At 71.5% G+C, this 25215-nt stretch carries 21 protein-coding genes; 15 read left to right on the top strand and 6 right to left on the bottom strand.

Annotation, left to right across the window (positions count from 1 at the left end):
- The first annotated feature begins 57 nt into the window (after positions 1–57).
- The 5 genes from ACH4UK_RS25380 to ACH4UK_RS25360 all read left to right on the top strand — a co-directional run bounded on the left by ACH4UK_RS25380 (position 58) and on the right by ACH4UK_RS25360 (position 5040).
- Entirely contained in the window at positions 58–1122 is a 1065-nt protein-coding gene (locus ACH4UK_RS25380; protein ID WP_398359833.1) for an LLM class flavin-dependent oxidoreductase, read from the top strand.
- Positions 1123–1136: 14 nt separating this feature from the next.
- Positions 1137–2417, top strand: coding sequence for an NtaA/DmoA family FMN-dependent monooxygenase (locus tag ACH4UK_RS25375; protein ID WP_398359949.1), 1281 nt, complete (start codon positions 1137–1139; stop codon positions 2415–2417).
- 4 nt (positions 2418–2421) lie between these two features.
- Positions 2422–3243: a DUF1684 domain-containing protein gene (locus tag ACH4UK_RS25370; protein WP_398359832.1), complete on the top strand. Its 822-nt coding sequence runs from the start codon at positions 2422–2424 to the stop codon at positions 3241–3243.
- 231 nt (positions 3244–3474) lie between these two features.
- Positions 3475–4374: a S1 family peptidase gene (locus ACH4UK_RS25365; RefSeq protein ID WP_398359830.1), complete on the top strand. Its 900-nt coding sequence runs from the start codon at positions 3475–3477 to the stop codon at positions 4372–4374.
- Between the two features lie 186 nt (positions 4375–4560).
- Positions 4561–5040, top strand: a complete 480-nt coding sequence (locus tag ACH4UK_RS25360) for a hypothetical protein (protein WP_398359828.1) — start codon at positions 4561–4563, stop codon at positions 5038–5040.
- 40 nt (positions 5041–5080) lie between these two features.
- On the opposite strand, the gene ACH4UK_RS25355 is transcribed toward ACH4UK_RS25360, so the two are convergent.
- On the bottom strand, positions 5081–6007 hold the full coding sequence (locus tag ACH4UK_RS25355; RefSeq protein ID WP_398359827.1) for a DUF4231 domain-containing protein: 927 nt from the start codon (positions 6005–6007) through the stop codon (positions 5081–5083).
- Between the two features lie 321 nt (positions 6008–6328).
- Between ACH4UK_RS25355 and ACH4UK_RS25350 the strand changes: the two genes are divergently transcribed.
- The 5 genes from ACH4UK_RS25350 to fxsT all read left to right on the top strand — a co-directional run bounded on the left by ACH4UK_RS25350 (position 6329) and on the right by fxsT (position 15229).
- Positions 6329–7000, top strand: a complete 672-nt coding sequence (locus tag ACH4UK_RS25350) for a hypothetical protein (RefSeq protein ID WP_398359825.1) — start codon at positions 6329–6331, stop codon at positions 6998–7000.
- A gap of 364 nt (positions 7001–7364) precedes the next feature.
- Positions 7365–7529: an FxSxx-COOH cyclophane-containing RiPP peptide gene (fxsA, locus tag ACH4UK_RS25345; RefSeq protein ID WP_398359823.1), complete on the top strand. Its 165-nt coding sequence runs from the start codon at positions 7365–7367 to the stop codon at positions 7527–7529.
- A 30-nt stretch (positions 7530–7559) separates the two neighbouring features.
- Positions 7560–9860: a radical SAM/SPASM protein FxsBH, inactivated beta-hydroxylase extension form gene (gene fxsBH, locus ACH4UK_RS25340; RefSeq protein ID WP_398359821.1), complete on the top strand. Its 2301-nt coding sequence runs from the start codon at positions 7560–7562 to the stop codon at positions 9858–9860.
- A 96-nt stretch (positions 9861–9956) separates the two neighbouring features.
- Positions 9957–11297 (top strand): FxsC protein, encoded by a 1341-nt coding sequence (fsxC, locus tag ACH4UK_RS25335; protein ID WP_398359819.1) that lies wholly within the window; start codon positions 9957–9959, stop codon positions 11295–11297.
- Positions 11294–15229, top strand: coding sequence for an FxSxx-COOH system tetratricopeptide repeat protein (gene fxsT, locus ACH4UK_RS25330; protein WP_398359818.1), 3936 nt, complete (start codon positions 11294–11296; stop codon positions 15227–15229). Before fsxC ends, fxsT begins: the two co-directional genes overlap by 4 nt.
- A gap of 19 nt (positions 15230–15248) precedes the next feature.
- On the opposite strand, the gene ACH4UK_RS25325 is transcribed toward fxsT, so the two are convergent.
- The gene (locus tag ACH4UK_RS25325) at positions 15249–16160 is read right to left on the bottom strand and encodes an alpha/beta fold hydrolase (protein ID WP_398359816.1); all 912 of its coding nucleotides are present in this window, start codon (positions 16158–16160) and stop codon (positions 15249–15251) included.
- Between the two features lie 324 nt (positions 16161–16484).
- On the opposite strand from ACH4UK_RS25325, the gene ACH4UK_RS25320 reads away from it, so the two are divergent.
- Positions 16485–17663, top strand: a complete 1179-nt coding sequence (locus ACH4UK_RS25320) for a S1 family peptidase (protein WP_398359814.1) — start codon at positions 16485–16487, stop codon at positions 17661–17663.
- A 124-nt stretch (positions 17664–17787) separates the two neighbouring features.
- Here the strand turns inward: ACH4UK_RS25320 and ACH4UK_RS25315 are convergent, their stop codons facing one another.
- Positions 17788–18285, bottom strand: a complete 498-nt coding sequence (locus ACH4UK_RS25315) for a phospholipase (RefSeq protein WP_398359812.1) — start codon at positions 18283–18285, stop codon at positions 17788–17790.
- 251 nt (positions 18286–18536) lie between these two features.
- Positions 18537–19601 carry a DUF3533 domain-containing protein gene (locus tag ACH4UK_RS25310; RefSeq protein WP_398359810.1) on the bottom strand — a complete coding sequence of 355 codons (1065 nt, stop codon included), beginning with the start codon at positions 19599–19601 and terminating at the stop codon, positions 18537–18539.
- 379 nt (positions 19602–19980) lie between these two features.
- On the opposite strand from ACH4UK_RS25310, the gene ACH4UK_RS25305 reads away from it, so the two are divergent.
- Positions 19981–20874: an esterase/lipase family protein gene (locus ACH4UK_RS25305; protein WP_398359808.1), complete on the top strand. Its 894-nt coding sequence runs from the start codon at positions 19981–19983 to the stop codon at positions 20872–20874.
- Between the two features lie 128 nt (positions 20875–21002).
- Here the strand turns inward: ACH4UK_RS25305 and ACH4UK_RS25300 are convergent, their stop codons facing one another.
- The gene (locus ACH4UK_RS25300; protein WP_398359807.1) at positions 21003–22043 is read right to left on the bottom strand and encodes a lytic polysaccharide monooxygenase; all 1041 of its coding nucleotides are present in this window, start codon (positions 22041–22043) and stop codon (positions 21003–21005) included.
- Between the two features lie 238 nt (positions 22044–22281).
- On the opposite strand from ACH4UK_RS25300, the gene ACH4UK_RS25295 reads away from it, so the two are divergent.
- Positions 22282–22794, top strand: coding sequence for a hypothetical protein (locus tag ACH4UK_RS25295; RefSeq protein WP_398359805.1), 513 nt, complete (start codon positions 22282–22284; stop codon positions 22792–22794).
- A 4-nt stretch (positions 22795–22798) separates the two neighbouring features.
- On the opposite strand, the gene ACH4UK_RS25290 is transcribed toward ACH4UK_RS25295, so the two are convergent.
- On the bottom strand, positions 22799–23476 hold the full coding sequence (locus ACH4UK_RS25290; RefSeq protein WP_398359947.1) for a response regulator: 678 nt from the start codon (positions 23474–23476) through the stop codon (positions 22799–22801).
- Positions 23477–23600: 124 nt separating this feature from the next.
- Between ACH4UK_RS25290 and ACH4UK_RS25285 the strand changes: the two genes are divergently transcribed.
- Together ACH4UK_RS25285 and ACH4UK_RS25280 are read left to right on the top strand one after the other, a co-directional pair.
- Positions 23601–24584 (top strand): Bug family tripartite tricarboxylate transporter substrate binding protein, encoded by a 984-nt coding sequence (locus ACH4UK_RS25285; RefSeq protein ID WP_398359803.1) that lies wholly within the window; start codon positions 23601–23603, stop codon positions 24582–24584.
- Positions 24581–25213, top strand: a complete 633-nt coding sequence (locus tag ACH4UK_RS25280) for a tripartite tricarboxylate transporter TctB family protein (RefSeq protein WP_398359801.1) — start codon at positions 24581–24583, stop codon at positions 25211–25213. Before ACH4UK_RS25285 ends, ACH4UK_RS25280 begins: the two co-directional genes overlap by 4 nt.
- Positions 25214–25215 lie beyond the last annotated feature (2 nt).

Here is a 25215-nt window from a genome sequence, read left to right as displayed (position 1 = left end):
CGGGGCAGCGGACCCGGCGGGAGCCCCGACCGACCGTCGACCCGAGAGGTCCCCGCCATGTCCGCCCGAACATCCCTCCACCTGGCCGCCGAGATCGGCGGCCCGCCGCACTACGACGCCGGGCACTACCTCCGGCTCGCCCAGCTCGCCGAGGACGGCGCGCTCGACTACGTCACCCTCGGCGACTCGTTCGCCCGCCCGGGGCTCGACGCGCTCGCCGTCCTCGCCCGCGTCGCGCCCGCCACCGACCGCATCGGGCTCGTCCCGACCGTCACCACCACCCACACCGAGCCCTTCCACGTCTCCTCCGCCGTCGCCACCCTGGACTGGGTGAGCCGGGGCCGCGCGGGCTGGAGCGCGGACGTCTCCACCACCGAAGCGGAGGCCCGGCTCTTCGGCAGACGCCCGGCCGCGCCCCCCGCCGAGCTGTGGCAGGAGGCCGGGGAGGTGGCCGACGTGTCCGGGCGGCTGTGGGACAGCTGGGAGGACGACGCCGAGATCCGATCCATCGCCACCGGACGTTTCATCGACCGGGACAAGCTGCACTACGTCGACTTCGAGGGCTCCACGTTCACGGTGAAGGGCCCGGCGATCGTGCCGCGCCCGCCGCAGGGCCGCCCGGTCACCGTCATCGACGCCACCACCGCCCCGGCCCGCGAGGCGGCCGCCCGGCACGCCGACGTCGTCCACATCCGGGCCACCACCCCCGAGCAGGCGGCCGCCGTCCGCGACGAGGTGCGCCGCAAGGCCGCCGCCCACGGGCGCGACCCCGAAGCCCTGCGGGTCCTGGTCGCGCTCACCGTCGACCTCGGCGACGTCGAGACCGCGCCGGAACCCGGACTGGAGAGCGGACCGCGGCTCGCCGGGCGTGGCACCTACTTCCGGGGCGGCCCGGTCGACCTCGCCGACCTCATCGCCCAGTGGCACCGGGCCGGCGTGGCCGACGGCTTCCACCTCACGCCCATCACCCCCGAACGCGACCTCGAAAGGATCGTCAACGGCACCGTGGCCCTCCTCCAGCACCGCAGCCTCTTCCGTACCTTCCACCCCGGCGGCACCCTGCGCGAACACCTGGGGCTCGTACGCCCCGCCAGCCGGTACACCGTCGCGAAGGAGGTCTGACCGTGCCCCGTCCGATGCACCTCGCCGCCCATTTCCCCGGCGTCAACAACACCACCGTGTGGGCCGACCCCCGCTCCCGCAGCCAGATCGACTTCTCCTCCTTCGAGCAGTTGGCCCGGACGGCGGAGCGCGGGAAGTTCGACTTCTTCTTCCTCGCCGAGGGGCTGCGGCTGCGCGAGCACAACGGCCGTGTCCACGACCTCGACGTGGTCGGCCGGCCGGAGTCGCTGACCGTGCTGAACGCGCTGGCCGCCGTCACCGAACGGCTCGGCCTCGCCGCCACCGTCAACGCCACCTTCAACGAGCCGTACGAGCTGGCCCGCCGGCTCGCCACCCTCGACCACCTCAGCGCGGGCCGTGCCGCCTGGAACGTGGTGACCTCGTCCGACGCCTTCACCGGGGAGAACTTCCGCCGGGGCGGCTATCTGGACCGGGCCGACCGGTACACCCGGGCCGCCGAGTTCGTCGCCACCGCCCGCGAACTGTGGGACTCCTGGACGCCCGACGGCGCCTCGCGGCCGTTCGCCCACGAGGGGCCGCAGTTCTCGATCTCCGGTGAGTTCACCGTGCCGCGCTCGCCGCAGGGGTACCCGGTGGTCATCCAGGCCGGGGACTCCGACGAGGGACGGGAGTTCGCCGCCTCGGCCGCCGACATCATCTTCACCCGGCACGGCACCCTGGAGGCGGGCCGCACCTTCTACGCCGACGTCAAGGCGCGGCTGGCGGCCCACGGCAGGGAGCCCGAGGACCTCAAGATCATGCCCGGCGTCACCGTGGTGACCGGCGACACCGACGCCGAGGCCCAGGAGCGCGCCGCCGAGATCCGCCGGCAGCAGGTCTCCCCGCAGAACGCGATCCTCGCCGCCGAACAGATCTGGGGCACCGACCTCTCCGCGTACGACCCCGACGGGCCGCTCCCCGGGATCGACCCCGTCCCCGACTCCGAGATCACCCAGGGCCGGGTCCGGCACGGGGACCCCTTCGCGACCGTCGCCCGGTGGCGCGCGATCTCCGAGAGCAAGGGGCTCTCCCTGCGGCAGACCGTCATCGAGACGACCACCCGGCAGTCGTTCATCGGCTCGCCCCGGACGGTCGCGGCGGAGCTGACCGCGTTCGTCGACGAGCGGGCCTCCGACGGCTTCATCCTCGTACCCCATCTGACCCCCGGCGGCCTGGACGACTTCGTCGACCGGGTCGTCCCGCTCCTCCAGGAAAGCGGGGCGTTCCGCTCCGAATACACCGGCTCCACGCTGCGGTCGCACCTCGGCCTCGCGGAGCCGGTATGGAAAGGTTGACCGCATGAGCACGGACGCGACGCAGCAGGAGCAGGACGGCGGGCCGGACGCCGCGCGGGACTGGCAGCGGTGGCACGAAGGGCGCATCGTCGCCGTGGCCGCCCCGTACGGCCCCCTTTCCCTGACCGGAACCCACTGGCTCTCCGACTACCCGGAAGGGCGAATTCCGGCCGTCCCGGGGCAGTGGCGCGAGGACGGCGACGAGGTGGTCCTCACGGCCGCCGCCGAGGACGGCGTCGTCGTCGACGGCAAGCCGCTGACCGGCCAGATCCGGCTCGGCGCGGACCGCGGGCCCATCGACGACTCCCGGGTGGCGCAGGGGGCGCGGCGGCTGGTGGTGCTGCGCCGCGAAGGGCTCTGGGCGGTACGGGACTTCGACCCGGGTTCACCGGCCCGGCGCGCCTTCTCGGCCATCGAGGCCACCCCCTACGACCCCCGCTGGGCGCTGTCGGGGACCTTCCGTCCGTACGGCGGCGACCGGACCGTACAGGTGGCCAACGCGGACGGGGTCGAGCGCGGTCTCGGGCTCGGCGGGGAGATCGCCTTCACGGTGGACGGAGAGGAGCACACGCTCCAGGTCGCGGTCGAACCCGACGGTTCGCTGTGGGCCGTCTTCGCCGACGCGACCAGCGGGAACAGTAGCTACCGCTTCCGTTTCCTGCGGCCCGGCGCGCCCGCCGCCGACGGCCGGGTGAGCGTCGACCTCAACCGCGCGCTGCTGCCGCCGTGCGCCTTCGCCGATCACTTCATCTGCCCCTTCCCGCCACCCGGCAACACGCTCGCCGTGGCGGTCCCGGCGGGGGAGCGGAACCGGATCGACGCCTGACCCGCGAGAGGTCCCTCCGGCCCCGGCAGCCCCATGGTTCCCGGGGCCGGAGACGCGGGTGATCCGGGTGGCCGAAAGGCATGCTTGCGCCCCCTGTCCGGACCCCTCGATACTCCGGTCAGCGATTGTCAGGGGCACGGCAACTCCGGAATCCGGACAGGGCCCCCGACTGCGCCTCACGGGCCCGCCACCCCACAGGAGGGCCCCCGATTCCCCTCGGAGGAACCCGAAGTGTGGATCAAGCGCACCAACAACCGCTCGAACACGGCGAGACGCGTCCGGACCACGGCCGTACTCGCGGGGCTCGCCGCCGTCGCGGCACTGGCCATTCCCACCGCGAACGCCGAATCACCCCGTACGTTCAGCGCCAACCAGCTGACCGCGGCGAGCGACGCCGTGCTCGGCGCCGACATCGCGGGCACCGCCTGGAACATCGACCCGCAGACCAAGCGCCTCGTCGTCACCGTCGACAGCACGGTCTCGCAGGCCGAGATCAACCGGATCAAGAAGTCGGCCGGCGCCAACGCCGACGCACTGAGCATCGAGCGCACCCCCGGAAAGTTCACCAAGCTGATCTCCGGCGGCGACGCGATCTACTCCAGCACCGGACGCTGCTCCCTCGGCTTCAACGTCCGCAGCGGCAGTACCTACTACTTCCTGACCGCCGGTCACTGCACCCAGGGTGCGACCACCTGGTGGGCCAACTCGGCCCGCACCACCGTGCTCGGCACGACCTCCGGGTCCAGCTTCCCGAACAATGACTACGGCATCGTGCGCTACACCAACACCACCATTCCCAAGGACGGCACGGTCGGCGGCCAGGACATCACCAGCGCCGCCAACGCCACCAACGGCATGGCGGTCACCCGCCGCGGCTCCACCACCGGCACCCACAGCGGCTCGGTCACCGGACTCAACGCCACCGTCAACTACGGGGGCGGCGACGTCGTCTACGGCATGATCCGCACCAACGTGTGCGCCGAGCCCGGCGACTCCGGCGGCCCGCTCTACTCCGGCACCCGGGCGATCGGTCTCACCTCCGGCGGCAGCGGCAACTGCTCCTCCGGCGGAACGACCTTCTTCCAGCCGGTCACCGAGGCGCTGAGCGCGTACGGCGTCAGCGTGTACTGACCGGCCCCGCCGGCCAGGTACGGAGCACTCCGTACACACGTGCCCCCGTCCGGATTTCCGGACGGGGGCTCCCGCTCGCCCGGGGGCTCTTGAGAGGATGTCGCGACGACGGGTCGTCGTGACGGGGCGACGGGGGCGGACCCGCCCCCGGGGTGCGCTCCGCTGGCATCAGGGGGTAGCAGGTCCGTGAATCGCATCGGAGTGACCGGTCACCGCTCCATCCCCGCCGAGGCCCAGGCCCATGTGCTGGCGGGTCTGCGGGCCGCGCTGTGCGGCCTCGACGGCGCGACCCAGGCGCTCTCCAGCCTGGCGGTCGGCGCCGATCAGCTCTTCGCCGACCTCGCCCTGGCCTGCGGCGCCGAACTGACCGCCGTGATTCCCAGCGGCGACTACGAGGCCTGCTTCGAGAACGCCGCCGACCTCGCCCGCTACCGGATGCTCAAGGCGCGCGCGGCGCAGGAGGTCCGGCTCGACTTCGCGCACTCCACCGACGAGGCGTACTACGCGGCGGGCGCCTACATCGCCGACCACTGCGACCGGCTGCTCGCGGTCTGGGACGGCCTCCCGGCCCGGGGCCTCGGCGGCACGGGCGACATCGTCACGTACGCCCGCACCCTGGGCCGCCCGGTCACCGTGATCTGGCGGGACGGGGTGCTGCGCGGCTGACGGGCCGCCACCCGCGACAAGGATCCCTGCGGCGACCGGCTCACACGCGGTGTCTGACCAGCCAGTCGGTGTGCTCCGGCGACACGATCCGCTCGGTCTCGAACACCGCCGCCGGCCAGTGCCGCTCGGTGAGGGTGGTCTCCATGGCGGCCTGCATCGACTCCAGGTCCTGCTCCACCAGCGAGTGGGCCGAGATCAGCGGATGGTGGCGGCGCATCTCGTTCCAGGCGAGACAGGCGGCCGCCGCCGCGGACAACGCCCCCGTCAGGCCGAACGACCGCCCCACCCCGAAGGTCTGGAACACGCTCAGCACCAGCGCCGGGAGCGTCAGCGCGACCACCGCGCCCGACCACAGGAGCGCCCCGCGCCGGGAGGCCTGCTGACGTCTGCGGTACCACCGCCGCTGTTCGATGAGCCGGTCCCGTACATAGGTTTCCTTGCGGACCGTGTAGGCCTTGTTCCGTAACGCGCGCATCGACTCCGTGATGAGGCCGCCGGAATCCTTCAGGTCCTCGCGCGGGTCGGCCCAGCCCACTTTCCGCAGCTCCTGGAGGCCGTCCTCCAAGCGATGGGCGAACAACGCCTCGGGGTGTCCGGAGGCGCTGTCGAACGGCGCGCCGTGGACCGCGTAACGCCAGCAGTTGGACTTGATGAACTCGGCCGCCGAGCGGTTCAGTTGCCAGTGCGACTTTGCTTTCCGGCGGGAGGCGAGGAAGGTCGCGAGGAGCACGCCGAGGTAGGCCAGCGCCGCCACGCCGTACAGGGCCCGGACCGCCGGGCCGTCCTCGGCGCGCCAGGGCAGCGCCGCGGGCACCGTGCCGCCCACGAGCAGCGCCAGTTGGACCCGCGTGGTGTTCACGGCCTCGCGCTGGCGGGCCACGGCGACCGCGTCCGTGTGATGGAACAGCGCCGGCAGGTCATCGTTCCTGAAGACCATGGATCTCAGCGGCTCGGGCAGCGCCGTCATGGTCGCCTCCGTCTGCAGTTGTCGTGTGGCCCGGCCGGTCGTCGTGCCCCCGTCCGGGCCACGAGAGTAGGGGGGAGGGCCGGGCGCGGCAAGACCGTCCCGGCCCCCCGGGCGGTCACCACGGCGGGGTTCGGCCACTTCGGCGCAGGCGTCCTTCCTCGCCCCGCGACAATGTGGCAAGGTTGCCCAACTGGACTGACAGGCAGGTGAGTTGTCGCTTCTTCGGAGGCGCGGCCGCCTCCGGGCGGGGGAGGGGCCATCGAGGAGGACCGGCACGGAGGGGCGGAGGACGACATACCGCTCCAGGACAGCCAGAGCAGGGTGCGCCGCAGCCCCCTGCTCTTCACCGCTCCCCTGGTGCTGCTCGCCGTCCTGATCCTGATCCTTCTGTGGGAGGCCGTCCGGGCCAACGTCTCGCCCGGCGCCCGGAGCGACTGGCCCTGGCGCCTGCAACTGCTGGACATGGAGGCGCTCGGGAGCCTGCTGGCCGTGGCGGCGGGGGCCGTTCTGGCGAGGGCGCAGTACGCGCGTACGGTCCGGCCCTACCTCGGCTACCGGGGCTCCTGGCGCAAGGGGCTGCTCGCCGAGGGGGAACCGGCTTGGCGGGTGGGGATACTGAACGGCGGTCAGCACATCGCCGTGATCGACAGCTGGGACTGCCGTGTGGTCCTGCGCGGCAAGCCCGAAGGGGCGACGGCGCCCTGGGTCGCCGTCCCGGACGTCGTCGCGACCCTGGACGCGGGCGGGCTGACGGTGGGGCGGGACTACCAGCTCATCGCCTTCGGACAGGGCTTTCCGCTGGTCGGCACCGGGGGCTACGAGACCGTGCCGGTGGGGATCTTCTCGCAGCGGTTCGTCGGGAAGGTCGAGTCCCTCCACGTCCGGGTGCGGGTCACGGACGTCGTGGGCGACAGTCACGAACGCGTCCTGGACTGCATGCGCGGCTCCCGTGCGGGATACAACGTTCCCGGCGAGGAACCGCTGAACGAGTGAATGACATCACGCCGAGGCGTCCGGGCGAGCCGGGCCGGGGCTCCGGAAGGCGCGTCCCGGTTCGCTCTCCCGACACATCCGTGCACGGCTTTTCCGGCGGCGGGAAGTCTCCCACCTGCAAGGGCCGGCGGCTGGGCGGACCACTGCGCGGTCCGCCGCTTCCACCCCTCCACTTCCGCTCACCCGACCGGTCGAGCGGAGGGCGTGTTTCGACTTTTGAAACCCGTGGTGAAGGCTGGTCCGCCGGCATGTGTCAGGGGCCGCGCGGTAGTAAAGTGCGCGTGCCGGGCCGTGTGATGACACGGAATCCGGCAGCGTTTCAATGTCCGGAAACAGACCCCTTCAGGATCCCCCTAGGACGGCCGTGAAGACCTACGGAACCACCCCCGCCTTCGCCCTTGCGAAGACCCGCGCCACCCTCGCGGCGACCGACGTCCACAGCGCCGAGGCTGCCAGGAAGCTCAGCCGCGTGTGCGGTGCGACAACGGCCCGGTCCACACGGATCTCCACCTTCAGTTCGGCGCTCTGAACGGCCGTCAGGAGTGGCTAGAATGTCGGAATGACAGGACCCTTGGTCCCCTTCCGTGAATTCGTTCTCAAAGTGCACAGCAGGTGCGATTTGGCCTGTGACCACTGTTATGTCTACGAACATGCAGATCAGAGCTGGCTGACCCGCCCCAAGACCATCTCTGACGAGGCAATTTCCTGGACTGCCCGGCGCCTGGCCGAGCATGCGACCACTCATGCGCTTCCCTCCGTCACAGTGATCCTGCACGGCGGGGAACCGCTCCTGGCGGGGCCCGCGCGACTGCGACGGGTCTGCGAGGAGCTCGGCTCGGCTCTGAACGGCATCGCTGAGCTGGACCTCAGGATCCACACCAACGGCGTCCAGCTCAGCCCCCGTTACCTCGAACTCTTCGACGCCTTCCACGTCCGGGTCGGGATCTCGCTCGACGGCGACCGGGCGGCCAACGACCGCCACCGCCGATTCGCCAACGGACGCAGCAGCCACCCGATGGTGATGCGAGCGGTCGAACTGCTCCGCCAGGAGCGCTACCGCCATCTGGACCTCGGCCTGCTGTGCACGGTCGACATCCACAACGACCCGGTGGCCGTGCACGACGCCCTCGCCGCGCTCGAACCCCCGCTCGTCGACTTCCTGTTGCCGCACGCCACCTGGGACGACCCGCCGCCGCGGCCGGACGGATCGCCCACCGCGTACGCCGACTGGCTCCTGGCGGTCCACGACCGCTGGACGGAGCAGGGCCGCCCCATGCCCGTACGGATGTTCGCTTCGGTGCACTCCAGCCTGAGCGGCGGCCCGAGCCTCACCGAGTCACTCGGCCTGGCCCCCACCGACCTCGTCGTCATCGAGACCGACGGGCAGCTGGAACAGGTCGACTCGCTCAAGAGCGCCTACGAGGGCGCTGCCGCCACCGGGTTCGACGTCTTCCGCAACAGCTTCGACGAGGTCGCGGCCCACCCCGGCGTCCAGGCGCGACAGCTCGGTCTGGCCGGCGTCAGCGAGACCTGCCGCCGCTGCCCGGTCGTGCGCTCGTGCGGCGGCGGGCTCTACACCCACCGCTACCGCTCCGACAGCGGATTCGACAACCCGTCGGTCTACTGCGCCGACCTGGCCGCCCTGGTCCGGGGCATCGAGGACCGCACGGCCGCCGCCGCCGAGTCGCCCGCCGTCCGGTCGCCGGACGAACTGCTCGCCGCCCACCAGGACCTGACCCGGACGCTGCTCGCCGTGCTCCACGACACCCTGGACGGCCGGGGCGGAGCGCTCTGGGACGAGGCCTGGCGGCTCGCGGCGGCGCTGGAGGCGGACACCACGGGCGCCGAGGCGCTCGACGCGGTGCTCGCGCATCCCTACACCCGCACCTGGCTGGTCGGCGCCCTCGAGGACGTCCAGGCCGGCCGCGGCCTGACGGGGCCCGCCGCCGAACGGCTCGGCGCCTCCGTGGCCGCCGCCGCCGTCCGGGCCGGACGCGACCTGCCCGTCCCGGTGGCCCACCGGGACGGACGCCTGTATCTGCCCACCCTCGGCACGGTGCTCATCGGCGGCCCGGGGGAGCGGGGAACAGCGGTGGTGCGGGCCGCGGGCAACGGCTTCCTCGTCCGCGGCCAGGACGCCGCACCCGGAACGGAGCTGCACATCGCGCCCGGGAGCGCCGAGGGCCCGCACTGGCGCCCCGTGCGCCACCTGCGGCGGGCAGCGGCCCCCGCCCTTCTGCTGGACGACCTCGACCCCTTCCGCGACTGCTTCGACGCCCCGGCGGCCGGCCGCCTCGAAGCGGCGGGGGCCGAGGCCTGGGCGGACCGGATCGCCGAGGCCTGGGCGCTGCTGGAGGACGCCGTTCCGGACCAGGCCGCCGAGGCGGCCCGGACGCTCACCACGGTGACCCCGCTCGCCTCCGGTGCGGCCCGGCCCGGCCGGCACGGCCCCGGCGCACTCGGCGCCGGGGCGACATCCGACGCGAAAGAGCTGGCACTCGGCCTGCTGAGCGGATTCCGTCGGGCGAAGCTGCGGGCGCTCGGTGAAGTGACGGATCTTTACGCCTTGGACGGTACCTGGGAACATCGGACGCCCTGGGAGGGCGAACACGTGACGTTCTCCCGGCTGCTGGCCGAGACATTCGAACGGGCGGGGCTCGGGCTTTATGATCCGCGCTTCCTCACGGGTGTTCCGGAAGCACTCGACATGATCGAAAACGCGGCGGAGGTGACGGTCGACGGAAAACAGCTGATCGCCGCTGTCCGCAAGGAGATCAGCGGAACGCGGAGGACGGCCGGGAAGAATCGCGGCACGTACTCCCCGCCGTCCGGGTCGAGCATCGAACGTTCTGACGTCTGACCAAAAAGTGACGTTCGAATGACCGAACGGCAGGGGGGTGTAAAGCGGTCCGTTCCGGAATGATGAGTTCGCTTGCACTCCCTTCCTCCTTCTGGGATGCGAGTGCTCACACAGGACGGGGGTCGTGTGCACGCATCGACGCAACAGCGAGCGGTGGGCCATCGGCCGTATTTCTTTCTGAGTTACGCCCACACACCGGGGTATGGCGGGGGCACGGACCCCGATATGTGGGTCGAACGGCTTTTCCAAGATCTCTGCGGCCATGTGATGGCCATGACCGACTTACCCGCCGGCGCACCGGCGGGATTCATGGACCGGGAGATACGTTCCGGCGAGGGCTGGTCGGAACGGCTCGGCGATGTCCTCGCCACCTGCCGGGTCTTCGTCCCGCTGTTCTCGCCGCGCTACTTCGCCAGCGAGATGTGCGGCAAGGAGTGGTACGCCTTCGAACAGCGGGCCATCCACCACCGGGCCCGCTCCAACCAGCCGGCCGAGGCCATCGTCCCGGCCCTCTGGGTGCCGGTGCCGCCCAGCCAACTGCCGGGCTCCGCCGAGCGGTTGCAGTTCAACCACCGTGACTTCGGAGAACGCTACGTCAGCGACGGGCTCTACGGCCTGATCAAGCTCCGACTCTTCGCCGAGGAATACGAACGGGCCGTCTACGAACTGGCCAAGCGCATCGTCAGCGTCGCCGACTCGGTCCGCATCGACACCGGCCGGCCGGTCGACTACCGCCTCGCGCCCAGCGCCTTCGGCTCCCCCAGCAGCGGAGTCGGCGCCCCCCGGCCGATGCAGATCACCGTCGCCGCGCCCACCCGCCACGATCTGCCCGAGGGGCGCAACAGCGACCACTACGGCGACCACCCCCAGGACTGGAACCCCTACTACCCGGCCGCCGCCCGCCCGCTGGCCTATGTGGCCGAGGAACTGGTCCGATCGCTCAACTACCAGGCCGTCATCACCTCGTTCGACGAGGACCGGCACGACGGCAAGGCCCCGCCCAGCACCCCCGAGATCCTGCTCGTCGACCGCTGGGCCCTCAGGGACGAGGACCACCGCCGCAGGCTCGCCGCCTTCGACGCCGAGAACCGGCCCTGGGTGACCATGGTCGTCCCCTGGAGCCGCGACGACCACCAGAGCCGAGCGGCGGAGAACGAGCTCACCGAGAAGCTCGAAGCGACCATGCCGATCAAGATGGGCCAGGGCCGGGCCCTCTGCCGTGCCGCCGCGAAAGGAGTCCCCACCATGGAGGCGTTCGGTCAGCTGCTGCCCCAAGTGGTCGAGGTGGCGGCCCAGCAGTACCTCAAGCACGCGAAGGCCTACCCGCCCGGAACCGGCGGCGGATCCGGCGAGCGGACCCGGCTCACCGGCCCCATGGGCAGTACGAGCTACACCCCCGACCCGCACGACCCTGCGACGGAAGCGGAGGACCTATGAGTGCCGGTCGTGACGGGCGCATCGTCACCTTCTACTCGTACAAGGGCGGTACCGGGCGCACCATGGCGCTCGCCAACACCGCCTGGATCCTCGCGGCCAACGGCAAGCGGGTGCTGGCCGTCGACTGGGACCTGGAGGCCCCCGGACTCCACCGGTTCTTCCACCCCTTCCTCGACCCCGCCACCCTCGGCGCCACCACCGGCGTGATCGACCTGATCACCGAGTACGCCTGGGCCGCGACCAGCCCCGCCCAGCGCGCCGAGGACTGGCACCGCGACTACGCCCGCATCCAGCCGCACGCCGTCTCGCTGACTCCGGAGTCGCTCGGCTGGGAGTTCCCGCAGGGCGGCACGCTCGACTTCGTCTCCGCCGGACGGCAGAACCGCGAATACTCCGCGACCGTCTCCACCTTCGACTGGGACAACTTCTACGACCGGTTCGGCGGCGGCCACTTCTTCGACGCGCTGCGCGACGACATGAAGGCCAACTACGACTACGTCCTCATCGACAGCCGCACCGGCCTCAGCGACATCGCCGACATCTGCACCGTCCACCTCCCCGACGTGCTCGTCGACTGCTTCACCCTCAGCGACCAGTCCATCGACGGCGCGGCCTCCGTCGCCCGCCAGATCGCCGAGCGCAACACCGGCCGCCCCATCGCCCTCTACCCCGTCCCGATGCGCATCGACGAGGGCGAGAAGGAGAAGGCGGACGCCGGACGGGCGCTGGCCCGGCTCAAGTTCGACCGGCTGCCGCGCGACCTGTCCGGCGACGAACTCACCGCCTACTGGGGTGCGGTGGAGATCCCCTACCGCCCCTACTACGCCTATGAGGAGACGCTCGCCACCTTCGGGGACGAGGCCGGACTCACCAACTCGCTGCTCTCCGCCTTCGAACGGCTCACCGCGGTCATCACCGACCGGGAGATCACCTCGATGCCCCCGATCGGCGAAGAGGTCCGGCTGCGCATCCGCGACGCCTTCACCCGGCGCAGGCCCGCCCTGCCCGCCGATCTCTTCCTCAGCTATGTGGCGGAGAACCGGATGTGGGCCGACTGGCTCGAGTCGATCCTCACCCGGGCCGGCTTCCGGGTGGTTCCGCGCGACGTCTCCGCCGAACGCCCCCCGGAGGAGCCGGCTGACGCCACCGCATCGAGCGCCGTCCGTACCGTGGTGCTGCTCTCCAGCGCCTACCTGAAGTCCCAGCGCGCGGTCGAGCTGTGGGAACGGACCGCCGCCGAGGCCGTCGGCAGCGGCCGCCGCCGTCTGGTCCCGCTGCGGGTCGGCGACGTACGCCTGACCACTCCGTACATCGACCGCAATCCGGTCGACCTCTTCCGGCTGGACGAGGTGCACGCCACCACCGCCGTGATGCGGGCCCTGGACCGCCCGGTGCAGGTGGCCGACGGGGTATCGCCCGGCCCCCGCTTCCCCGGCACCGTGCCGAGGATCTGGAACGCACCGCCCCGCAACCCCGGCTTCACCGGCCGCTCGCTCGTCCTGGAGCGGATGCGCGACCAGCTCGGCGGCGGCCTGGCCGTCGTCCTGCCCCAGCCGCAGACCCTGTACGGACTCGGCGGCGTCGGCAAGACCCAGGTGGCTCTGGAGTACGTGCACCGCTTCATGGCCGACTACGACCTGGTGTGGTGGATATCGTCCGAGCAGCCCGACGACGTGGTCGCCTCGCTCGCCGAACTCGCCGTCCGGCTCGGCGCCCAGGGCGGCGACGACATGGCGGCCGCCTCGCAGGAGGCCGTCGACCTGCTGCGACGCGGCGTGCCCTCGGACCGCTGGCTGCTGGTCTTCGACAACGCGGACGACCCCGAACAGCTGCGCCGCTACTTCCCACAGGGCGGCTCCGGCCACATCCTGGTGACCTCCCGCAACCAGAGCTGGTCCCAGCACGGGGACGCGCTGCCGGTGGACGTCTTCCTGCGCGAGGAGTCGATCGAGCACCTCCAGCGCCGGGCCCCTGGGCTCAGCGACGAGGACGCCTCCCAGGTGGCGACCGCGGTGGGCGATCTGCCGCTCGCCGTGGAACAGGCGGCCGCCTGGATCGCGGAGACCGCCACCCCCATCGACGCCTATCTCGAACAGCTCGCCCGGCAGGCGCCCCAGGTCCTCGCGCTCAACCAGCCGGCCGGCTACCCGGAACCGGTCGCCGCGACCTGGAACATCTCCATCGCCCGGCTCAAGGAGCGCTCGCCCGCCGCCGTACGGCTGCTCCAGCTCTGCGCCTTCTTCGCCCCGGAACCGATCTCCGCGAACCTCCTCTACAGCAAGGAGATGATCGACGCGCTGAAGCCGTACGACTCCTCGCTCCAGGAGAAGCTGGTGCTGGGCCGGGTCATCCGGGAGATCGGCCGGTTCGCCCTCGCCAAGGTCGACCAGGTCTCCAACTCCATCCAGGTGCACCGCCTCGTCCAGGCCGTGATCAAGGCGCAGCTCAGCGAGGAGGAGCAGCGCGAGGCCCGGCACGTCGTCCACCGGATCCTCGCCGGCGCCCGACCCGACGACGACGAGCCGATCGACAACCCGGACACCTGGCCGCGCTTCGCGACGATCTGGCCGCACCTCGGCCCCTCCGACGCACGCAACTGCAAGGAGCCGGAGACCCGCAGGCTGCTGATCGACCGGGTCCGCTACCTCTGGAAGCGCGGCGACGTCAGGACCGCGGGGGCCCTCGGCGACGAGCTGCGGGCCATCTGGCACGAGAAGCTGGGGGAGCGGGACCTGCAGTACCTCTACCTCTGCTTCCACCTCTCCAACATCCTGCGCACCCGGGGGCGTTACGTGGAGGCGAGGGATCTCGACGAGTTCACCCTGGAACGGCAGCGGGCGGTGCTGGGACCCGAGCACCCGCACACCTACATGACCACCAGCAGCCTGGCCATCGACCTCGGTCTGCTGGGGGACTACGCGCGGGCGATCGAGATGGCGACCGAGGCCCACGAGGGGTTCGGGCAGATCTTCCACGACTCCCACCCCCGGACCCTTGCCGCCGCCAACAACCTGGCCCTGAACCTGCGCAGCGTCGGCCAGTACGCCCGCGCCCGGGAGATCGACCAGGATGTCTACGACCTCCGCTCCCAGGTGCTCGGACCGGAGCACCCCTACAGCCTGTCCTCCGCCATGAACCTCGCTCGTGACCTGCGGGAAGTGGGACGGTACGAGGACTCGGTGGGGCTGCTCAGCACGACGTACAACAGCTTCAAGGAGACGATGGGCCGCAGCTTCCCCGCCACGCTGAGCGCGGCGAAGAGCCTCGCGGTGTCGTTGCGCAGGGCGGGCCGGCTGGAGGACGCCCGCCGCCTCACGGTGGCGACCCGCGGCCGCTACCGGGCGAAGTACACCACGGCCAACCCCGATTCACTGGCCTGCGATCTCAACCTCGCCGCGGACCTGTTCGCGGCGGGCGAGAGCGCCGAGGCGAGGGCCACCGCGCAGGAGGTCGTCGACCAGTACATGAAGGTGCCGGGGGAGAAGCACCCGTACACCCTGGCGGCGCAGAACAACCTCGGCGTCTATCTGACGGGGGCCGGGGAGCCGGACCAGGCGGAGCGGGTGCTGAAGCTGGTGGTCGCCGCCATGCGGGAGACGTTCGGCCGGGAGCACCCCAACACCCTGTTCTGTGTGATGAACCTGGCCAGCGCGACAGCGGACCGGGGGGAGCTGGACATCGTGCTGGAGACCGAGCAGCGGCTGTCCGGGCAGTTGCGCGAAGCGCTCGGGGCGCACCATCCGGAGACGCTGGCCATGACCTCGAACATGGCGGTCACGCTCGATGCCATGGGCCGGGAGGACCAGGCGCTGCAGTTGCGGGCGGAGATCGTCGTCGAGCTGTCCCGCCAGCTCGGCGACGACCATCCGCTGACCCGGATCGCCCGGACCGAGGAACGGTTCCGGCGGGAACTGGAGCCGATGTCGGTGTGACCGCCCGTGCCGGGAGGGCTCACCCTCCCGGCACGGCCGCCGGTCGTCTCCTGTCCGGGTGCTCCCGGCCGTCCAGCAGCCAGTCGAGGATGCGGGGGAACACGGGGAACGCGTCGAAGTGCGCTGCCGTCGGTTCGAGTACGGCGGTGGCGCCCGGGATCTGCCCGGCCAGCCAGCGGGAGTGGCCGACCGGGGCGAAGACGTCCTTCACCCCGTGCCAGAGCAGCACCTTGCCGGTGATCCGGGCCGGCTCGAACCCCCAGGGGGCGCAGAACGCGATGGCGTCGTCGATCCAGCCGTAGGCCGAGGTGCGCAGCCCTTCGCTGTAGTTGCGCAGCAGCATGGACCGGATCCCCGCGTCGTTGACCACCACCCGGTCGGAGTCGGTCAGCTCCCGGCGCAGATCGTCCAGGAGCCGGACCGGGTCCCGCCGGATCTGCGCGGAGCGGACGATGAAGGACTCCGCCAGGCCGTCCGGGTCGTCGGCCGCCGTGGAGTAGGCCAGCACATTGGACGCGGTCATCCCGTCGAACCAGTCGAGACCGGCCGCGTCCGGGGGCGCGAGACTGACCAGAGCCGCGGTCCGGGTGATCCGCTCCGGCATCAGCGCCGCGCAGGCGAGCGCGTGCGGGGCCCCGCCGGAGCGGCCCACCACGGCGAAGCGCTCCAGTCCCAGCGAGTCGGCGATGGCCCGGACGTCCTCGACGACGTCCTTGATCCGGCGGCCCTCGTGCCGGTCGCTGCCGCCGTATCCCGGGCGGTCGTAGGTGATCAGCTGCGTATGGCGCTGGTAGAGCACCATGCCGCGTGGGGCGGGCCCGAGCCTGCTGCCCGGGGTGCCGTGGAGGAGGAAGACCGGTCTTCCCCGTGGGTCCCCCATCCGCTCCACCATCAGATGCCGGCCGTCCGCCGCGAGCACCCGATTGCGCACCCGTGCCTCCTCCCGCTCGGTCACCCGGCGGCGCACACCGCCTTTTCGATGATGGCCCATCAGAGGCGTTACGGGGACCGTTCGACGACAGGAACTGTGAAGGTCCTGGGAGGTCCCGGCGGGCGATTTCCGTCGGCATCCGGACGGGTGCGTACAACATCCGGACCGGCAGGGGCGAATATCGGACAGGACTAGTCCTCACCCAGGGGCCGCCGATCGTTGCACCGGGTGTTCGCGAATGGAACCGACGTGGCATGACGCCCGGGAGGTGAACGCCTCGCGTGCGAAGCGTCTGTGTCGTGTGCACGTCTGGAAGTCGGCCTTGTGTGCGTTTCCCGGCCTCGGAATAGTGGGCGCCCCATCCTCCGTGTACGGGCACCCCACTTGCTCCGTGCGCGGCCCCACAGGAGGTCGAAGTTGAAGCATCGACGCATATCCAGGAAGCGCGCGACGCTGGCCGGCTCGGCCGTCGTCGCTCTCGTCGCAGCGGGATTCACGTTCCAGACTGCGAACGCCAGTGACGATGTGCCGGAGTTCACGGCCAAGACCCTCAGCGCGGACGCGGCCGGAAAGCTGGCCGGCGCGCTCGACCGTGACCTGGGCGCGAACGCGGCCGGCTCGTACTACGACACCACGGCGAAGTCCCTCGTCGTGAACGTCGTCGACGAGGCCGGCGCCGAGCAGGTCCGCCAGGCGGGCGGCAAGGCCAAGATCGTGGAGAACTCCCTCGCCGAGCTGAAGTCGGCCCGGCAGACCCTCACCGACAAGGCGACGATCCCGGGCACCTCCTGGGCGGTCGACCCGGTGAGCAACAAGGTGGTCGTCACCGCCGACCGTACGGTCGACGGCGCGGCCTGGAAGAAGCTTTCGGCCGTGGTCGACGGCCTCGGCGGCAAGGCCGAGCTCAACCGGACGGCGGGCGAGTTCAAGCCGCTGATCGCGGGCGGCGACGCGATCTGGGGCTCCGGCTCCCGGTGCTCGCTCGGCTTCAACGTGGTCAAGGACGGCGAGCCGTACTTCCTGACCGCCGGCCACTGCACCGAGTCGGTCACCAGCTGGTCGGACACCCAGGGCGGCTCGGAGATCGGGGCGAACGAGGGCTCCAGCTTCCCGGACAACGACTACGGCCTGGTCAAGTACACCTCGGACACCGCGCACCCGAGCGAGGTCAACCTCTACGACGGCTCGACCCAGGCGATCACCCAGGCGGGCGACGCGACGGTCGGCCAGGCGGTGACCCGCAGCGGTTCGACCACCCAGGTGCACGACGGTGAGGTCACGGCGCTGGACGCCACGGTCAACTACGGCAACGGCGACATCGTCAACGGCCTCATCGAGACGACCGTCTGCGCCGAGCCGGGCGACAGCGGCGGCGCCCTCTTCGCGGGCGACACCGCGCTCGGCCTGACCTCGGGCGGCAGCGGCGACTGCTCCTCGGGCGGCACGACCTTCTTCCAGCCCGTACCGGAGGCGCTGGCCGCCTACGGCGCCGAGATCGGCTGACGCACCACAGCACCACGGCACGACAGCTCCACTGCTCCACAGCTCCACGGCTCCACAGCGACAAGGAGAGGCCCCCGGTTCGCCGGGGGCCTCTCCCCTGTGCGGGGACGGGTGCGGTGGAAGGTCAGGCGGCCTTGGGCAGGTTGTCGGCGTCCGCCTTGGCCGGGGAGATGCCGAAGACGCTCACGGCCTGGTAGTAGGTCCAGGCCGTGCCGTTGCACGACGTCTTCTTGGCGCCGGAGTAGCCGGAGCACACGCGCTTGAGGTCCTCGTAGAAGGCGGAGTCGATACGAGCCTTGTTGGCGGGGAAGATGCCGGCGGCCTTGTGGTTCCGGTAGCCGAAGTCATGGCGGGCGCAGGAGGTCTGGAAGGGGAAGCCGAACGGGTTGTCGGGGGAGCTGCTGCAGTAGTCCGTCGACCAGTCGAAGCCGTATGCGGACCAGGCGCCCTGGTTGTTGCGGGCGGCGTTCCAGGCGTTGTAGCTGGAGGCGCTCGTCTGGGTCCAGGAGCTGAGCACCTGAGGCTTGTCGGCCGGGGCGGCCGATGCGGAAGCGGCGGTGATCAGGGTGAGCGGCAGCGACAGCGCGACTGCGGCGAGCGGAGCCATGAATCGACGACGCATGAGCGACCTCCGTGGGGGTGTAAGGAGTGGTTTTCTGGCCGTGCTCCTCGTCGGGTGTACGAGGCGGCTCCAGCATGTCGTCATGTACCTGTCATGCCTAGTCATTACGTCGACCTGACATCAAGAATTGGGGCGCATGTCAGACGGGGCCGCCATCGGGACGGCCCCACAGACGGATCATCACGGAGGAAAGGGGCGAAGGGAGGAGAGGGGGAGAGGGGAGGAGAGGAGAGGGGGCCGGCCGCTCGGCGTCAGACCGCGGTCGACCCGCCGGCGCCCGGAGCCGGGGCGGCGGCCGGGTCCGCCGGGCCCGTCGGATCCGCTTCCGGCCGGTGGCGCATCGACAGCAGCAGGGTCAGCGCCGTGCCGACGACCGCCCAGGCGGAGAGCACCAGCAGCGGACCGGTGACCGCGTTGCCCCGGAAGTACGCGATCGAGCGGGCCACCCAGGTGCCCGCGCCCGGGGGCAGGGCCGGGCCGATCGCCCGCCAGAAGTCCGGGAGCATCGGGAGCGGGAAGGCGCCGCCCGCGCTCGGGTTGCCGGCGATGACGATGATCAGGACGGCCAGGCCGATGCCGACGACGCCGGTGAGGGCCTCCAGGGCGAGCGTGATCATGCCGACCGAGAAGACGACCAGGGCGCCGAGACCGGCCAGGCCCCAGACGCTGCCCGGCAGCGCGCCGAGGATCGGGCCGATGATGATCGCGCCGCCGATGCCGCCTGCGATCGCGTACAGCGCCATCACCGCGGTCCGGATCACCGCGCGTTGCCGGTTGGCGGGCTTGGCGCCGGCGCTGATCGCCAGGATCGAGGCGCAGAGGTAGCCGCCCACGCACCAGCCGACCACCAGGTAGAAGGACGAGAGCCCGTCGAAGTCCTCGGGCGAGGCCGGGGCCACGTCCACGGTCCGTACGGTCCGCTGCTGGGAGCCCTCGACCTGGGTGAGGATCCGCTCCAGGGCGCTGGAGAGAACGGTCCCGCCGCCGGAGGCGACCAGCAGGGTGTCGGTCCGGCCCTCCGGCGAGACGATCAGGGCGCCGTCGATGTCGCGGTTCATGATCTGCTCGCGCGCCTCGGCCGCGCTGCTCACCGTGCGGGGGTCCAGCGGTCCGCCGGGGAGCCCGTCCAGTTGGCTGACGAGCTGTTGGGACATCCGCTGCGGGGCCACCACCCCGAAGGCGACGTCCGTCGGCTTCGGCTTGTGGAGCGCTCCGACGTAGGACGCGATGAACAGCAGCTGCAGTCCGAGCACACCGATGACGAGCAGGGCGGCCCGTGGGGTGACGGCGTTCTTCACCTCGTCGACGAAAGTCATGCCCCCACCGTCCGGGCGGGGCGGAGTTCGCGCAGGCGGGGCGGGGCCGAACGGCTTAGGGGTCGGCGGCCGTGTCGGCCGCCGACGGGAAGCCGGCCGTGGGCTCCCGTGCGGTCCCGTGAGGGGTCGTGAGGGCCCGTGAGGTTTTTCCGGGTTTCCGTGAGGGTTTCCGTGCGGCGGGGCCGCCCGGCGCACGGCCTGAATCGTACGGTGGGCGCCTGCGGTGGTCCGCTGTGAGGCCGCGCCATCTTTTTACCGACGCGTAACTTCCCTCCGTACCTTACTCGTGCGTAAGTTGGCATGAGCACACAAAGCTTGTGGTCCGGGCCACAGGGCGCACCGCCATCGCACCCCCCTTGAGCCGCAAGGAGATCACACGATGCTGCCCTGGATCCGTGCTGCGCGCGTTCCCCGCGCGCGGAGTCTGTTCGCCGCCCTGCTCCTCGCCCTCACCGTTCTCGTCGCCCCCACGGCGACCGCGACCGCGGCCACCCCGGCCGCCGCCGCAGCCACCTCGCGTGGCTGGAACGACTACTCCTGCAAACCCTCCGCCGCCCATCCCCGTCCCGTCGTCCTGGTTCACGGAACGTTCGGGAACTCCATCGACAACTGGTTGGTCCTCGCGCCCTACCTGGTCAACCGGGGCTACTGCGTCTTCTCCCTCGACTACGGCCAGCTCCCGGGCGTGCCGTTCTTCCACGGCCTCGGCCCCATCGACAAGTCCGCCGAACAGCTCGACGTGTTCGTCGACAAGGTGCTGGACGCCACCGGAGCCCCGAAGGCCGACCTCGTCGGCCACTCCCAGGGCGGCATGATGCCGAACTACTACCTGAAGTTCCTCGGCGGCGCGGACAAGGTCAACGCCCTCGTCGGCATCGCCCCGGACAACCACGGCACCACGCTGCTCGGCCTCACCAAGCTGCTGCCGTTCTTCCCGGGCGTGGAGAAGTTCATCAACGACAAGACCCCCGGACTCGCCGACCAGGTCGCGGGATCGCCCTTCATCACCAAGCTCACGGCGGGCGGCGACACCGTTCCCGGCGTCCGCTACACCGTCATCGCGACCAAGTACGACCAGGTCGTGACCCCGTACCGCACGCAGTACCTGGACGGCCCGAACGTACGCAATGTGCTGCTCCAGGACCTGTGCCCGCTCGACCTGTCCGAGCACGTGGCGATCGGGACCATCGACCGCGTGGCCTTCCACGAGGTGGCCAACGCCCTCGACCCGGCCCACGCCACTCCGACCACCTGCGTCTCGGTCGTCGGCTGACCCACCGCGCAACGACGGGCCGGGGCCCGCCGTCCGATGCGGACGGCGGGCCCCGGCCTCGTCATGTCCTGCCGCGCCCGACGTCCCGGAGGGACGCGGCAGGGGTACGGAGAGGGGCGCTGCGGCGGTCAGCGGCCGTGGCGGCCCGTCGACGTGGCGGCCCGTCGGCGCTGCGAGGCGAACAGTACGGCCGCGCCGGCGGCGAGCACCCCGGCGCCCCCGATCGCCAGGTAGGTGCTGCTGCCGGAACCGCCCGTCTCGGCCAGCACCTCGTCCTCGCCCGCGGCGTTGACCTCGGGGGCGTTGCCCTCGGTCTTCTCCTCCGGGGCTGCCGGAGCGGCGGCGGTGACCTTCGCCCCGGTGTTCGCGTCGTCGTCGCCGTGGCCGTTGTGCTCGACGGACGACTTCTCGGCACCCTCGGCGATCGCGTCGTCGGAGGGCGCGGAGGGCGCGGGGGCCTCGGCGCCGGAGTCACCGCCGGTGCCTTGCTGCCCCTTCCCCTCTTCCTGCTCCGCCGCGCCGCCGCCCGCCGAACCGCCGCCGAACGTCACGTCGGAGCAGGCGTAGAACGCCTCGGGGGAGTCGGAACGCTGCCAGACCGTGTAGACCAGCTGCCGCCCCGAGCGCTCGGGGATCGTCCCGTCGAAGACGTACGAACCGTCCTCCAGCACCGGGTCGGTGGCCTCGGCGAACGGCTTCTCCTCCAGGTCCGACCAGGCCAGCGGCTTCGTGGCGTCGTAACCGGGCTTCGTCATGTACAGCTCGAACGAGCCCTTGTGCGGGGCCGTCGCGCGGAACCGGAAGGTGTGCTTGCCCGCCGCCAACGCGGTGGCCGGCCAGTCGGCGCGCGGGAGGTCGAGCCCCTTGAACTTGTCGTTGGCCGCGCTGCACAGCTTGCCGTCCGGGATCAACTCACGGTGCTTGCCCGCCGCGTTGGCGATGTTGACCCCGTTCCAGTCGTACAGCGCCTGCGTCCCGCCCGCCGCTACCGCCGCCTGGCACGCCGCCGACTTCGGGCTCTCCGGGCCCTCCGCGAAGCAGGCGGACACCCGGCTCACCGGATCGGTCAGCGAACCGTGCGCGACGGCCGGGGTGGCGCTCAGCCCGGCCAGCGCGAGCGGTGCGAACCCGAGGGCGAGGATCCCGGCGGCCTTGCGACGAGCGGTCATGGATGGATCTCCTTCTGAACGGCACGGCTGTGGGGGTGGCGATCAGCAAGCTAGTCGCTCGGAAGGTCGAAAAAGCCTGCTGGGACGGGGTGATGGCGATCCTTATGCTCCGGTTAAGGGGCGGTTAGGAGAGAGCTGAGGAAGCCCCGGATCCGGCAGCGTCCGACCGCTGTCAGTGGGGTGCGTGATACTCGATGAGGAAGGGCGCAGAGGCCTGATCGGGGGAGGGGGAACGGCGATGGCCGACCGATGGGGCGAGGACGAGCCGGTGCGGGACGAGAGCCTGCCGCTGGAGTACGCGGTGCTCCCCGGGCAGCGGCGGCTGTGGCGGTGGATCGCCGGGGGGTGGCTGGCGACCTATGCCCTCGCCGCTCTGTACCTGGGCGCGGGCAGCGCGGCCGCGCTGCCCCTGTGGGCGGCGGCTCTCGTCTGTCTGCCGGTGGTGGCGGGGGCGGTGCACTCGTGGCGCAGGTCCGCCGGGGGGACCCGCATCGACCAGGACGGGGTCACCACCGGAGTCTGGCCCACCCGGCAGCTGTGCCGCTGGGAGGAGATACGGACCGTCACCACCGTGCGGACCGGCCGGGGGCCGAGCGCCCGCACCTTCATCCAGCTCATACGCCAGGACAGCCGCGCCGTGACGCTCCAGGCCCCCGTCGATCTGGCGGAGGACCCCGATCACCGTTTCCGGCGTGCCCACGCGATCGTGCGCGGCACCTGGGAGGAGCGGTGCGCCGGCGGCGCCCCGTGAGGCCTCAGCCCGTCCAGCGGTAGCGGCGTTCGGGGCGGCCCGCGCCTCCGTAGCGCAGGGTCACCTCGGCCCGGCCCGTGCCGGCGAAGTACTCCAGGTAGCGCCGCGCGCTCACCCGGGACAGCGCCCCCGCCTCGGCGCACTCCGAGGCGGACAGGCCCCCGGGATGGTCGCGCAGGGTGCGTTCCACCAGCTCGGCCGTGGGGGCGGCCAGTCCCTTCGGCAGCTCGCGGGAGCCGGGCGGGCGGGTGCCGAAGATCTGGTCGACATCCTCCTGGCGGGCCTCTCCCAGCTCGTCCAGGCGGGTGCGGAGCGAGGCGACATGGCGCATCTGCTCCTGGAGGGCGGACCGGCTGAACGGCTTGATCAGGTAGTGCAGGGCCCCGGCGCGCAGCGCCGCCCGGATCACCCCCGCGTCCCTGGCCGCCGTGATGAACAGGGCGTCCGTGCTGGCGCGTGAGGCGTCCCGCTCCTCCGCCGTGCGCAGGGCGCGCAAGACGTCGATCCCGTCCATATCGGGCAGGTAGATGTCGAGCAGCACCAGATCGGGGCGCAGCCGCTCGGCCGCCCGCAAGGCGTCGGCGCCGTTGTGCGCCACCCCGACGACCGCGAAGCCGTCCATGGCGGACACATAGCGGCTGTGCAGTTTCGCGACCATGAAGTCGTCGTCCACCACCAGCACTGTTGTCACGCCGACACGCTAAGCCGCGACCGCAACGACCACAACATCCGTTGATTCCGGAAGAGAGACAGCTTCTCGACGCGCGGGCAACATGTGGGCCACTTCACAGCGAAAGGCGGAACCCGTGCGACTGCGCACTCCCCTCGCCCTGGTCGGGGCCGCGTTGCTGGTGCTGGTGGGGCCACCCCTGCTCTCCACCGGCGACGGCTCCGACACCGGCACCCAGATTCCCGGGCTCCGCTTCATGGTCCCCAACACTCCCGGCGGCGGTTATGACATCACCGCCCGCACCATGGCCAAGAACGCCGAGGACGCCGGACTCACCCACAACATCGAGGTGTTCAACCTGCCGGGCGCCGGCGGAACGGTCGGCCTGACCCGGCTCGTCGGCGAACACGGCAACGGCAAGCTCGCGCTCTCCATGGGCCTCGGCGTCGTCGGAGCCGTCCACACCAACAAGTCCCCGAGCACGCTCGCCGACACCACCCCCATCGCCCGGCTCACCGAGGAGCCGGACATCGTCGTCGTCGGCAAGGACTCCCCGTACCGGACCATCGGTGAACTGCTCGCCGCCTGGAAGAAGAACCCGGCCGCCGTGCCGGTCGGTGGCGGCTCCTCGCCCGGCGGCCCCGACCATCTCGCCCCGATGCTCATGGCGCGGGCCGCCGGGATCGCACCGAAGGCGGTCAACTACGTCCCGTTCGACGGCGGCGGCGAGCTCCTCGCCTCCGTCCTCGGCAACAAGGTCGGCTTCGGGGTCTCCGGCCTCGGCGAGTACCGCGACCAGATCGAGGCCGGTGAGCTGCGGCTGCTCGCGGTGACCGGCCCGAAGCGGGTGCCCGGACTCGACGCCCCCACCCTGCGCGAAGCCGGACTCGACACCGAGTTCACCAACTGGCGCGGCATCGTCGCCCCGCCCGGTCTCTCGGCGGCCGAACGCGACAAGCTCACCGGCCTGATCCGCGAGCTCCACGACTCGAAGCAGTGGCAGGAGTCGATGAAGAAGAACGGCTGGGACGACGCCTTCCTCACCGGCGAACCCTTCGGCGACTTCCTCGACGAGCAGGACCAGCGGGTCGCCACCGTTCTCAAGGAGCTCGGGCTGTGACCACCGAACCCACCGGACCCACCGGACCTACCGAACCCACCGGACCTACCGAACCCACCGGACCTACCGAACCCACCGGACTCACCGACCTCGCGGGGCAGTCGGGCGACGAAGCCGCTCGGCAGGAGAACACCACCCGTTCCTGGCTGCGCGAACACTCCGAACTCGGCGTCTGCGTGCTGCTGTTCGCCCTCGGCGCGCTCGTCCTCGTCGACGCCCTCACCATGAGCGTCGACATCGCCCAGCGCGGACCCATCGGCCCCCGGACCGTGCCCTTCGCCGTCGGCGCCGGGCTCCTCCTCGTCGCCGCCCTCCTCGCCCTCGACGTCCTGCGCGGCGGCCGCGGCGAGGCCGAGAGCGGCGAGGACATCGACCTCGACGAACCGGCCGACTGGCGCACCGTCCTCCTCCTCACCGGAGTATTCCTCGCCGCCGCCGTCCTCATCGGCCCCCTCGGCTTCCCGATCGCCGGGGCACTGCTCTTCTGGGGCTCCGCCTACGCGCTCGGCAGCCGGCACCACGGCCGGGACCCGCTCATCGCGGCCGGACTCTCCCTCGCCACCTACTTCGTCTTCGACAACCTGCTCGGTGTCCCCCTTCCCGGCGGCCCGCTGATGGGGGTGCTCTGACC

Source organism: Streptomyces sp. NPDC020884 (assembly GCF_044333935.1).
Taxonomy (GTDB): domain Bacteria; phylum Actinomycetota; class Actinomycetes; order Streptomycetales; family Streptomycetaceae; genus Streptomyces.
The sequence above is the reverse complement of the archived record's forward strand: the minus strand, read 5'-3'. Positions and strand labels throughout refer to the sequence as shown.